Annotated in this window: 10 protein-coding genes; 1 reads left to right on the top strand and 9 read right to left on the bottom strand. The window is 28.4% G+C overall.

Annotation, left to right across the window (positions count from 1 at the left end):
- On the bottom strand, positions 1-551 hold a 551-nt coding region (locus ACH5BH_RS13940), incomplete at its 3' end, for a tetratricopeptide repeat protein (RefSeq protein ID WP_423298772.1).
- 110 nt (positions 552-661) lie between these two features.
- Positions 662-1,153, bottom strand: coding sequence for a YgjP-like metallopeptidase domain-containing protein (locus ACH5BH_RS13935; protein ID WP_404308362.1), 492 nt, complete (start codon positions 1,151-1,153; stop codon positions 662-664).
- Between the two features lie 61 nt (positions 1,154-1,214).
- Here ACH5BH_RS13935 and ACH5BH_RS13930 point away from each other — a divergent pair, with 61 nt between their 5' ends.
- Positions 1,215-1,718, top strand: a complete 504-nt coding sequence (locus ACH5BH_RS13930; protein WP_423298771.1) for a GNAT family N-acetyltransferase — start codon at positions 1,215-1,217, stop codon at positions 1,716-1,718.
- Positions 1,719-1,728: 10 nt separating this feature from the next.
- On the opposite strand, the gene ACH5BH_RS13925 is transcribed toward ACH5BH_RS13930, so the two are convergent.
- The 7 genes from ACH5BH_RS13925 to ACH5BH_RS13895 all read right to left on the bottom strand — a co-directional run bounded on the left by ACH5BH_RS13925 (position 1,729) and on the right by ACH5BH_RS13895 (position 12,958).
- Positions 1,729-3,762 carry a dynamin family protein gene (locus ACH5BH_RS13925; RefSeq protein ID WP_423298770.1) on the bottom strand — a complete coding sequence of 678 codons (2,034 nt, stop codon included), beginning with the start codon at positions 3,760-3,762 and terminating at the stop codon, positions 1,729-1,731.
- On the bottom strand, positions 3,762-6,110 hold the full coding sequence (locus ACH5BH_RS13920; RefSeq protein ID WP_423298769.1) for a dynamin family protein: 2,349 nt from the start codon (positions 6,108-6,110) through the stop codon (positions 3,762-3,764). The genes ACH5BH_RS13925 and ACH5BH_RS13920 overlap by 1 nt, the downstream gene beginning before the upstream one ends.
- 103 nt (positions 6,111-6,213) lie before the next feature.
- Positions 6,214-6,948 (bottom strand): fumarate reductase iron-sulfur subunit, encoded by a 735-nt coding sequence (locus tag ACH5BH_RS13915; RefSeq protein WP_404308371.1) that lies wholly within the window; start codon positions 6,946-6,948, stop codon positions 6,214-6,216.
- On the bottom strand, positions 6,948-8,933 hold the full coding sequence (locus ACH5BH_RS13910) for a fumarate reductase flavoprotein subunit (protein WP_423298768.1): 1,986 nt from the start codon (positions 8,931-8,933) through the stop codon (positions 6,948-6,950). Before ACH5BH_RS13910 ends, ACH5BH_RS13915 begins: the two co-directional genes overlap by 1 nt.
- Positions 8,933-9,733, bottom strand: coding sequence for a fumarate reductase cytochrome b subunit (locus ACH5BH_RS13905; protein WP_423298767.1), 801 nt, complete (start codon positions 9,731-9,733; stop codon positions 8,933-8,935). The genes ACH5BH_RS13910 and ACH5BH_RS13905 overlap by 1 nt, the downstream gene beginning before the upstream one ends.
- A gap of 220 nt (positions 9,734-9,953) precedes the next feature.
- Positions 9,954-11,474 (bottom strand): NADH-quinone oxidoreductase subunit N, encoded by a 1,521-nt coding sequence (locus ACH5BH_RS13900; protein ID WP_423298766.1) that lies wholly within the window; start codon positions 11,472-11,474, stop codon positions 9,954-9,956.
- On the bottom strand, positions 11,471-12,958 hold the full coding sequence (locus tag ACH5BH_RS13895) for a complex I subunit 4 family protein (protein ID WP_404308379.1): 1,488 nt from the start codon (positions 12,956-12,958) through the stop codon (positions 11,471-11,473). The genes ACH5BH_RS13900 and ACH5BH_RS13895 overlap by 4 nt, the downstream gene beginning before the upstream one ends.
- Position 12,959: the final 1 nt, after the last annotated feature.

The following is a 12,959-nucleotide window of genomic DNA, read 5'->3' as shown; positions in this document are numbered from 1 at the left end:
CCAGCTTTTTTAAAAGTTTTTATAGCTTCTTCATAATTCTTTTGTTTTCTATAAACATGAGCCATTGCTAAAAGAGAATAGGTGTCACCTTTATTAAAAGACTTCTCATACCATTTTAAAGCTTTTTTATATGCAAAGTTTTTATCATAATATACACCTAAATTATGTGCAGCTTTTCCATGTCCATTATTTGCTGCTATTGTAAAATACTCTACGGCTTTTTTATTATCATTTAAAAAGTGTCTATATAAGCTTCCTATTTGAGCATAAGACTCTAAACTTCCTTTTTCTTTTCCTTTATAAAAATACTTTTTTGCATTTTTATAATCCTTTGCTCTCATATAATAAATACCAATACAGTTATACCCTTGTATCTCTCCTTGTTCTACAAGTCTTTTATAATCTTCTAAATCTTCTTTTGTATAGCTTTCTTTATTACATTGCTTTATATCATAATTACTTTTTTTTATTTCTACACTTTTACTTTCACTACAAGCAGTTATAGTTAGTAGTACAAAGATAAGTAAAATGGATTTTTTTAGATAGTTCATATAATATACCTTATTAATAATTTTTTAAGATATTATTATATATAAATATATATTCTATATTCTTTAATTTAAAATGTTATTTTAGTATTTTTTTAAAAAGAGTATTTTGTTTAATATAATTTCCCAAACTTATCCATATAAACTAAGTAAACTCTTAAGTCAAATTCAACTTGATGATAATCTTCCATCATAAAAGTACATAAATTATAAAAAGCCTTGTTATGTTCTTTTTCTTTCAGATGAGCTAATTCATGCACTACGATCATTTCTAAAAATTTTTCAGGTGTATTTTTAAATAAAGTAGCAACTCTTATTTCACTTTTTGCTTTTAGTTTATTTCCTTGAACTCTTGAGATAAATGTATGCATACCTAAGGCATTGTTTATTACATTTATTTTTCCATCATATTGGATTTTTGATAATTGGTACTTTTTAAAATATTGATTTTTTAGCTCATTTACATAAGAATAAAGAGCTTTATCTGATTTTATATTATGAGCAATAGGGTATTTTGATATTAGATATTTATCAAGTTTATTTTTATCTAATAAGTCTTGAATTTGTGTTTGTAGGTTTTTGGGATAATGATTTAAATATTTCATTTGGTATTATATTTAAACTTTTTGTTATAATTCTTTATAATTAAAGAATAAGAGATAAACTATGGAAATTTTAAATACAAATAGATTGATTTTAAGAACTATGAAAGAAAAAGATTTTGATATTTTATTTGATAAAATTTTTTCAAATAAAAATGTAGTAGCAAATACTTTTGGTTCATCAGGTTTTACAAAAAAAGAAACAGAAGAGTTTCTACGTACTCATGGAAACTTTGATTCAAGTATAGGTCTTAGTGTATTACTTGAAAAGCAAACAAAAACTATTATTGGCTTAGCAGGTATTTTGTCTTGTACTTATTTAGATGAAGAAGATTATGAAATAGGTTTTATTTTAGAAGAAACTTCTTGGGGTAAAGGTTATGCTAAAGAGATAGGTTTGGCTCAAATACAACAGATTAAGAATTTAGGTAAAAATAGGGCTTTAGCTGCTGCGTCTAAAACAAATGTTGCTTCTTCTAAATCTTTATTTTCTCTTGGGTTTAGATTAGTAAAAGAGTCTAGGGATAAGATAAGAGGTGAAAGGTTAATTTACTCTCTACAATTATAATAAAAGAAGATTAGATATCTTCTTTTATATTTTTTAAATCTTTTATTTTCTCGTGATATTCATTCTCTTTTTCTCTTACAAAGTTTATTCTGTCCTTATTTATTTCTAAGTATTGTTCTTTTGAGTATTTGATAATTTTATATAAATAGTTTCTTTTTGAAGTTAAAAAATCTTCAATTTTTTCAAAACCAAAATTAGCTTTAAGCTTTGTAAGAATTTGATCTTCTCTAGGATGTTGAATTGAGAATCTTGTTGGTTCTTTTTTATATAACTCTTCTGATTCATTGATTTGCTGTTCAAAGTGTGCAATAGTGGCTTGTGTAGTTTGAATATAAGAGTATGATAATGCTCCATTAAAATAAGCAAACTTTTTTCTTAAAGCAGAGATATTTTCTAAAATTGCTCTATGGTATGATCTTAGAACATTTTCATATACTTTTGCTGCAAAGTGTCTTGTATTTGAGAACTCTAAATCAGAAGCAATTTCTCTATGTTTTCTGATTAGTTCATAAGGTTCTTGCCATTTACTAACCTCATTTTTAATTATTCTATAAACTTCTCTAAAAGCTTCATCTGTATTTAACTCAATATTTTTTAAAAGCTTAATTGATCTTTTAAACATTTTATCTATTTTTTGATCATCATAAAATAGATTCTTATAGATATTATCAGCATCTATCCAGTATGTTTCATACTCAATTTTTTCAATTTTTTCAGATTTTAAGAAACCACCTTTTGATTCTTCAAACCTATAGGCTTTTTTTCTTTTAATATTTTTGTATGTTTCATTAGCCATTTTTTCCATAATTGATTCAAGTGAATTATATATTGTAAATAGTTCTTTTGAGTATTTTTTATGAATATTATCTAAGGCTTCAATTACTTGATTTTCACAAGAATTAAGTATAGTACTTAAAGCATCATATACTCCAATAATTGTTTCATACTCTTTGATTAAAATATCACAAATACCTTTTAAGTCTTTTTTTATTGCATACTCTTTTGATTCTTGTGCTTTAGGTCTTATTGTATGTTCTATAAAATCTAAAACTTCTTGTATATTTGAGTCATGTAAAAGTTTCATATTTGAAGTAATATCTTGGTATTTAATCTCTTTTATCTCATTTTGAAATTCATCATATTTTTGTCTAAAAAATTCTAATGAGGTACAATCTAAGTTTTCATTTAATTCAGTTTTAAACTCTTTTAAAACTTTTTCTACACTATTTTCAATAAGTACAGATTTATGTGCTGCCCTTGAGTCAAGTGCCATTTTTGCAGAAATAGGAGTAACCTGAGCAAAATATTTTGAAAATTTTTCTTTCACATAATTTGTAGTAGTTTCTATTTGTTCTTGTGAAAATTTATCTTTTTGATTTAAAACACATAAAGTTTTATCTTTAAAATGACTCATATATTCATCAAGTATATCAGCCTCTGATTTTTTCCCTGCATTATCAATAAGTGTAAGCCAAATTATACCACCCACATCTCTTAAAACTTTTCTTGTTGTATCTGTATCACTTTGAGATTGAGAGTTAAGACCGGGAGTATCCACAAAAGAGATTTCTTTTAAAATATCCATAGGTGCATAAAGTGTAAGATATTTAATATCTTGCATTTCATCTTGTCTTTGATCAGTAAAATCAGCTATGGCCTCAATAGGAGCATATTCATGTGCACCAGAATAATAAGTAATTTTTAATTTATACTCTTCTCCATAGTTAATAAAATTTACTTTAGAAGTTACTGGTGTAATTCCTGTTGGTAAAATATTTCTTGAAAGTAAAGCATTTAAGAAAGTTGATTTTCCAGCTGAAAATTGTCCTGTTATTGCTACTTCCATTGGATATCTAGCTCTTCTTGTTTGCTTTTTTAGTATTCTTTCTAATTGTCTTGATGGTAAAAATTTTTCATCAAGTAGTTTGTCTTCAACTTGTTTGATTTTCCCAATTATACCACTTTCATAAACTACTTCTTTTTTAGTATAGGCATCTTTAAATTCATTGATAAAATTATCTAAAATATTTATTGCTTTACTCATTAGTGTAGTCCTTTTATAGTAGATAGCATATTATCTAGTTTTTTTATTTTTTTATGAATTTCTATTGAAAGTTCAGCTCTATTTGCATCATTTTGTTCAAAAGTTTCTATTTGATTTTGAAGTATTTTTTCATCATTTAAAAGCTTGTTTTCAAAGGCTTTTAAAGGAGCATTTAATGTTTCGAAAAAGCTTTCAATTAACATATTTGATACCTTCTTTGCCTTTGTTTTGATATCTTCTTCTATAGCTTTAAATTGAGCCTTTATATATCCTTCTATTTCCCTATCTAACTCATTTAATTTTTTTTCTTTTGATTTTGAAACTGCTTGCGTGATTTGATTTATTAAAATTTCATTATTTGAAGTTAAAAAACCTGTTTTAAAATCATCTTGGAAGAAACCTCTTGCATCAAAATTATCATTTTTATGACCTATTGAAAAACCAAAATCATGATATTTTTGTTCACTTTGTTCTCCAATAGTTTGTGATTTTTTAATGAATTTATATCTATAATCTCTAATTACATCAATAATTCCATCTTTGATAGCTGTTTCAACAATAACTTTGATTCTTGAGTTTTCAGGTCTTTTTTTTGTTTTTTCAAATGAATATCTTACATCTGATATAACTCTTTGTTTTATTACATTTTGTAATTCAATAAGTTCACTTTCTAAAAATGTCTCAAGGGAATCTATATAGCTTTTTGCATCATTTTTGTAGAAGTTTATATCTTCTTTCATTGCAGTAAATATTCTTTCATTTACTACTTTTTTCTTATTAAACTCTTCTAACTCTTTATTTAATTCTTCTTTTGATTTAGATAAAAGTTTTAACTCATAGTTTAAAGAAGCTGTTTGTTTTTCAATAGTTTTAAATAATTGTGATTTAGTAGACTGTACAATAAGTTCACTTTTTTGAGAGTTTGAACCAAATAAAGTCTCTTTTAAATAGTTTTCTATTTCTAAAATACCTGTATCTTCTATAGTAAAGCCAGCTTCTAATGCTTCTTGTTCTCTTCCTGTTCTATGAAGTAAAGCCATTTTCCCTGAAATAGGAATAAACTTAATTGTTTTAAGTATATAATCAAGTTGAGAATCTTTATTTTGAGCTTTAAGTTGTCTTTTTATAGAAGACTTTGTATATTCAATAACTTCTTGTAGTTGCTCTTTTGATACTGTATCAGCTCTTGTTATAACAATTAAAAGTTTTGAAATATTTTGATAAAGTAGGGCATCTATTATAAATTCTACATCTTTTAAAGTAGCACTTTGAGATACATTCATTAAATGAAGCATCATATCACACTGACTAATATACTCTTTTGTTATCTCTTCTCTTTGAATTACTGGATCATCAAGTCCAGGAGTATCTACTATTTCAATTCCATCTGATAAAAATTCTAAATTTGAACCTAATTCAACATATTTAACTAAATTACACTTTTTACCACTAGCTTCTGCTGATGTATAACTTGATAAATCATTTATATCAACTTCATCATATCTTGATTTATCTTTTATATAATCTTTTAATGAATCTCCAAATATTCTATTTGTTTCATTTACATACTCTTTCATAGAGTCTAATTGTGCTGCTGAGTTTTCTATTCTTTCCCACTCATTTTTGTTCCAGTAAAATACTTTTGCATTTTCTGTAGGATTGTGTTTTACGATTGTTAAGTTAGCAGTTTCTGGAACAACAGCACTACCTAAAATTTCTTTTCCCATTAAAGCATTAAGCATAGTAGATTTACCTGCGTTCATTACTCCTGTAATACCAATAGAGAATTTTTGATTGTTTAAGTACTCTTTTGATGAATCTAAATCTTTTATTATCTCTTCATTTGAACTATTTTGTTTAAGTTCTTTTATAATCTCTTCTAAAGAAGCTTTTAGTTCAATAAATGATGATTTATGTTCTTGTTCATTTTCATCTTTGTTTTTTGTAGCTTCATCTTTTATATCAAGTTCTTGGTAGTCAAATAAAGAACTAAGTTTTTTAAAGTTTTCTTGATTTAATATATTATTGTTATTTAGATGTTCAAAAGAGTTATGTAGTACATCAATATATATTTTTTGTTTATTTTCTTGAATATTTTCTATGATATTGTGTTGTAAGTGATTTAGTTCACTTATATTAGTTGGTGTTTTTACATTTAGTTTTGAACATAATTTTCCAAAGGATTTCAAAGGTAAAAATTTTTCATACTCTTTTCTTGATGCACTTAATATTAAGGCATAAATTGAAAAAGTTTCTTCATCTATTATAGTATCAATTGGTTCAACATCTAAATTTTGTTCAAATGTTATTCCATGATAAAGTAAAAAGTAGTCGTTTGCTAAGCTCATTATATCTCTCCCTAAAATACAAAAAGTTAAATATCAAAACTTGATACTTAACTTTTTCTACTTATATAATGAATAAAACAAAAGAGGGATTCCTCTTTTGTTTTTATCTTAATGCTACTAGTTTTCTTCTCAAGTAAGCAATTTTATTTTGTAATGGTAAGTGTTTTGGACAATGGTCTTCACAAGCTAATAGTGACATACAACCAAAGATACCATCATCATCACCGATTAATTCATAGAAGTCTTCAGCAGTTCTTTTATCATGAGGATCAACTTCAAATCTAGCAACTCTATTTAATCCAACAGGTCCTACAAAATCAGGTCTCATAAGTTTTGTACCACAAGAAGCAACACAAATACCACATTCAATACATCTATCAAGTTCAAAAGTTTCATTTGCTACATCTGGATCAATTCTTTCTTCCATTTTAGCAATATCAACTTCTTCACCATTATCAACAATCCATGATTGAACTCTTTTTGACATTGCGTCCATCCATTTACCAGTATTAACTGATAAATCTTTAATAAGTTCAAACGCAGGCATTGGCATTAATTGAATTTTTCCTTCTGGATAATTAGCAATAAGTGTTCTACAAGCAAGTGCAGGCTTTCCATTTACTACCATACCACAAGAACCACAAATTCCTGCTCTACATACGAAGTCAAATGATAAATCTGGATCAAACTCTTCTCTAATTTTTGTTAATGCAATGAAAAGAGTCATACCTGGAGTCTCTTCTAGTTTATAGTCTACGAAGTGAGGTTTAGAAACCTTACTTCTTGGATTAAATTTAAGAACTGATATAGTTATTTCTCTACCTTTTTCAACGCTCATTATTTGTCTCCTGCTCTTTCATTTTTCTCTTTATAGTTCATTGGTAAATCAAAAGGCATTAATGCATCTTGAATTTCATGTCTATCTTTACCTTCTGATTCCATTTTTTCTCTTATAGAATCAACTTCATCTTGTCTTTTAATAGAAAGCTCATTTTCAATAATCATACCCTTAGCACCATAACCTCTAAATGCTGGAGGCATTTCCATAGTCATAATATCTAAGTCTGCATATTCAATAGTAGGTTCTAAATCATCTGCATTTGGCCAAGTACATAATGTTCTATTTAACCAGTTTGCATCATCTCTTTTTAGATAATCTTCTCTATAGTGTGCACCTCTTGATTCAGTTCTATCTCTAGCACCTTTAGCAACACATAATGCTACTTTTAACATCTTAGGAACTCTATATGCTTCTTCAAGTTCTGGATTACCAGCTCTTTCTTTAGATTTAACACTAATATGTTTAGTTTTAACTAATAATTCTTTTAATTCTTCTACTGCTTCTTTTAATGGCTCACCTGATCTAAAAATACCAACTTTTTCATCCATTAATTCTTGCATTCTTCTTTTGATTTTGAAGATATCTTCACTACCATTGTAAGAAAGAATTTCATCTAAGTAAGCATCTTGTTCATCAATGAACTTTTGTACAGTTGAAGTAGGAATACTTACATCATTAGCTAAACAATAATCTGCAAAGTAGTTACCAATAATCATACCAGCAACAACTGTTTCAGATACAGAGTTTCCACCAAGTCTGTTGAACCCGTGCATATCCCAACAAGAAGCTTCACCACAAGCAAATAAACCGTTTAACCTAGTTGATTCACCAGTTGGTTTTGTTCTGATTCCACCCATAGAGTAGTGTTGCATAGGAAGAACAGGAGCCCAACCTTTTTTACCTTCATCTGCTGGATCAATACCATTAAAGATTTGACAAATTTCTTGAACATCTCTTAAGTTCTTTTCAATATGTTCTCTACCAAGAATAGAAATATCTAACCATACGTGATAACCGTAAGGAGAAGGAACACCTTTACCATTTCTAATATGCTCAATCATTCTTCTTGAAACAACATCTCTTGAAGCAAGTTCTTTCTTTTCTGGTTCGTAATCTGGCATAAATCTATGACCATCAACATCTCTTAAGATACCACCATCACCTCTACAACCTTCTGTTAATAAAATACCAGATGGAACAATTGGAGTTGGGTGGAACTGTACAGCTTCCATATTTGATAATGTAGCAATACCAGTTTCAAGTGCGATTGCAGCACCTGTACCTTCACAAATAACGGCATTTGTTGTTTGTCTAAATACTCTTCCGTATCCACCAGTTGCGATACAAGTACCTTTTGCAACGTAAGCTTCTAATTCACCAGTAATTAAATCTCTAACAACAGCACCATAACATCTTCCACCTTCGTGAATTAATGATAAGGCTTCTTTTCTATCTCTAATATCAACATCATGTTTTAAAGCTTCATTTGCAACACCAAATAACATAGTATGTCCAGTTGCATCAGCTGTATAACATGTTCTCCATTTTTTAGTACCACCAAAGTCTCTTGAAGTAATTAGACCATGTCTATCTTCTTCTTCTGTAATAGTTGTCTTTTTTGCATTAATCACAGCTTCTCTAGTTCCTGCTGCAACTCTTGACCAAGGCACACCCCAAGATGCTAATTCTCTAATTGCTTTTGGTGCAGTATGTACAAACATTCTTGCAACTTCTTGATCACATCCCCAGTCAGAACCTTTTACAGTATCTGCAAAGTGTAAATCTTCATTATCACCATCAGACATTTTAGAGTTACCTAATGAAGCTTGCATTCCACCTTGAGCAGCAGCAGAGTGAGATCTCTTAACTGGAACAAGTGATAATACAGTTGAACTTAATCCCTTTTTTTGTGCAGCAACAGCAGCTCTAAGTCCAGCTAGACCACCACCAATTACTAACGCATCACAGTAATTAATTTTCATTATGCAATTCCTCCAATAGTTTTATTTGGCATTTTATATTCCATTACTTTTGCAGTAGGTTGATATTTGTTTCCAACATTACCGTTGTTAACTTGTTCAATACCGATTTTCATATATGCTGCTAATGAAGCAAAACCTAAAACTAAGAAGAATACAGTTAATCCCCATTTTACTTTTTTAAGTCTAGCTCTATTTTCTTTAGGATTGTCTCCGTCAAACCATCCCCATTTTACACATAGTCTATAAAGACCAATTGTTCCATGTAGTTCAACAGCTAAAAGTAATAAAATGTATAAAGGCCACATCCATTCAGACCAAATTCTATCCGAAGATGCATAAGGACCAATATCAGCAGAGTTAGTCATAATAATATATAAGTGCACAGAACCTAAGAAGAACATAGCAAAACCAGTTCCTGCTTGTGTAAACCATAATTTTGTATCATCATGATTCATGTGTTTAGCATGTGCCTTCATAACTTGGTATTGTTTGAAATTACCAGGTAACTTTCTCATACCTAAACCTGCGTGTGCAATAAACACAATGAAAATCACTAACGCAGCAATTGTTACTAATAAAGGATTTCCTCCCTCAAAAATAAAACTAGCTTCTAAAAGCTTTGTAATTTTGTACATGAATTCTTCTGAAATTAATATCGATGATACTAATAACATGTGAGCCCACATGAATAATGCTAAGAATAATCCTGTCGCACTTTGAAGATAATCAAGCTTCGCAGGTAATCTACTTTTTCTTCCCTCAACCGTTTTACCTAAATAACCTTCTATTAGGTCACTCATTTCCTATCCTTTCTTGTGATTTAGATTATATGAATAATAGCAATATAATAGCTAAGTGGTACTTGTTTTTTGATTAGATATGATACATCATAAATTTATGATATTTTTATGATAAAAGACTTTTGAGAGTTTAAAAGCCCATTGAATGGGCTTTTGTAGGGTTAATATTAAATTTTACTTATAGAAACAAATTAACTTGTCTTGTTACAATATGATACAATTATTTTACAAATAATGATTGTACTGCTACTTGTGCAAGTGTAATAATTTGGTCAATATTAAGTGCTGGTATAAAAAATACAATAGCAGAACCAATTCCCCCTAATACAGTTAATATAGCAACAAAAGCAATTGCATAAGTAGAAACTCTTTTGTCATTAAATTCTAAAGATATACATTCTTGCTTAGTTGGATAAAAATACATCATAGCAATTAGTTTAAAATAGTAGTAAACTGAAACAATAGTCGCAATAATAGCTAAAATTGTTAGAGCAGTATATCCAGCATTTATGGCTTCTGTAAATACATAAAATTTACCTATAAATCCTATTGTAGATGGAATACCTGCAAGAGAGAATAAGAATATTGTCATCATTGCTGCTAAAAATGGTCTTTCTTTTGCTAAACCTTTAAAATCATCATAAGTTACTCTTATATTTGTTTCTGACATAATATGAGAAGCTAGTCCAAATGCTCCAAGTGCTGATAATAAATAAGCAATTAAATAAAACATTGTTGCATAGGCTGATTCTATATTTATAATTTGGCCATCTTTATAACTTAATGCTATAAATGCTAAAAGTAAATAACCTGTATGTACAATTGATGAAGCTGCTAACATTTTTTTGATGATTTGTTGAGTTACTGCTAACCATGTTCCAAATACTAATGTAAAAACAATAATAACAGACATAATTGTATCCCAAAAATCAATTGTAAATCCAAGATGTTGTAAAAATGCTCTCATAAAAAATGAAAAGATAGCAATTTTAAATGTCGATGCCATATATGCTGTAATAACCATCGGTGCACCTCTATATACATCAAGTACCCACGATTGAAATGGAAAGGCAGCAATTTTGAAAAGAAAAGTAAACAGTATTAATGTTAAACCTATATATACTAGTATCATATTTTGATCATTTGCAGTTGATATAAATGTAGATATCTCACTTAAGTTAGTACTTGCAGTTGCTCCATAAACTAATACTAAACCTAATAAATAAAATGCTCCAATAAATGAACCTAAAACTAAGTATTTAAATATTGCTTCAACTCTTTTTGAATCATCACTATTGTAACCAACCATAATATATACCGCAAATGAAGCAACTTCTAATGCTACATAAGCAGTGATAAGTTCGTTTGAATGGCCTAATAACATCATTCCAAATAATGCAAAAAGTAATATTGAAAAGAATTCACCTTTAAAATATGATCTATGTTGAAAATAGTGCTCACCAATTAAAATAGTTAAAAGTGTACCAGATATTAGTAAAATATTGAAAAAGTTTGAAAATGAATCAAAAATTAAACTATTGTGAAATAATTCATTATAAGGTTGCGCTTTATATAAACTACCTAAATCTGCTAAAGAAAATCCTAAAGCAATAAGTAAAAATATAGAAGCAACTATAATAAAATTTTTAACTGTATATTTCTCATACATACTCATTATCATCAATGATAATGCGCCTAATAGAATAGTTAATGCTGGAATTAAATAAATAAATTGACTCATTTTGTTGCTCCAATATGTAATATGTCATTTAAGTAGTGAGTAACAGTTGGCTCAAACTTATCAATAAATATTTCAGGATAAATACCCATTAAAAATACTAAAAATACCCAAGGTGCTAGACCAATTATTTCTTTGATTTTTAAATCTCTCATTTTTAAAATAGGACTATTTTCTGGTCTATCTTGTAAAATTGCTCTTTGAAACATCCATAACATATAAGAAGCTCCAATTATTACAGTTAGCGCTGAGATATAACCTAAAATATGGTTAAATTCATAAATTCCAAATATAATTAAAAGTTCAGATACAAAACCATTAGTTCCTGGAAGTCCAACGTTTGCAAAAAGCATAATTGCAAAAACAAATGTAAAGATTGGAGCTTGTTTAGCAATACCACCTAAGTCTTTGATAGTTTTAAAACCAGTTTGTTCATGAAGTAATCCAACTAATAAAAATAAAGCACCAGTTGCTATAGCATGGGCAATAATTAGATATAAGGCACCATTGATACCATATTCATTTAATGAAAAAATACCAGCAGCTATGAAACTTAAGTGTGATGCAGATGAATATGCAAACATTCTTTTTATATCATCTTGCATAAGTGCTGCAATTCCAAAGTAAATTAAACCAAATAAACCAATAGCAACAAACCAAGCAGAAAACTCTACGTAAATATCAGGAAAAATTGGAATCATAAATCTTACAATAGCATAAACCCCAAGTTTTGCCATGATTGAAGATAATAAGAAAACTGCACCAGTAGGAGCATTCTTATATGTTTCCATTATCCAAGTATGTAAAGGAAAAATAGGTATTTTAATGGCAAAAGCTGCTAGAAAACCTAAAAATAACCAAACTTTTTCACTATATCCAATAGTGGAAATTTTAGTTAATTCATCATAGGCAAACGACCAAACTCCAAATTCACTATGATATGCAACACCTAAGTATAGAATAGCTACAAACATTAGAAGTGAACCAACCATAGTGTAAACAGTTACTTTAATTGTAGTAAATACTTTATTGCCAAAGCCATATTGTCCAATAAGTAAGAAAACAGGTAATAACATAACTTCCCAGAAAAAATAGAAAAGTACTACATCAAGTGAAAGTAATGTTCCTGTTACACCTGTTTGAACTAAAAGCATATTTATCCAGTAACCTTTTGTTTTACCTTCCCAAAGTAGCAAATATGATGTTGGAATTAAAATAGCAATCATCATTAAAATAGTAAGTGAAAAACCATCTAATCCAATATAATAGTTAATTCCATAAGTACTAATCCATGGAACATTTGTTACAAATTGCATACCTGAACTTGGTTCAAACTCAATATAGATTTTTAAAACTAAAGCTAGAATAACAGTAGTTGTTAAAAATGCGATATTTCTAATTGTATTAACATCTCTTGTTGTAAGCATTAATCCAAATGCTACAACAGCAGGTAAAAATATAATAAATGAAAGAATATCAGAACTCATA

This window comes from Arcobacter rhizosphaerae (assembly GCF_049472155.1).
GTDB lineage: Bacteria > Campylobacterota > Campylobacteria > Campylobacterales > Arcobacteraceae > Arcobacter_B.
The sequence above is the reverse complement of the archived record's forward strand: the minus strand, read 5'-3'. Positions and strand labels throughout refer to the sequence as shown.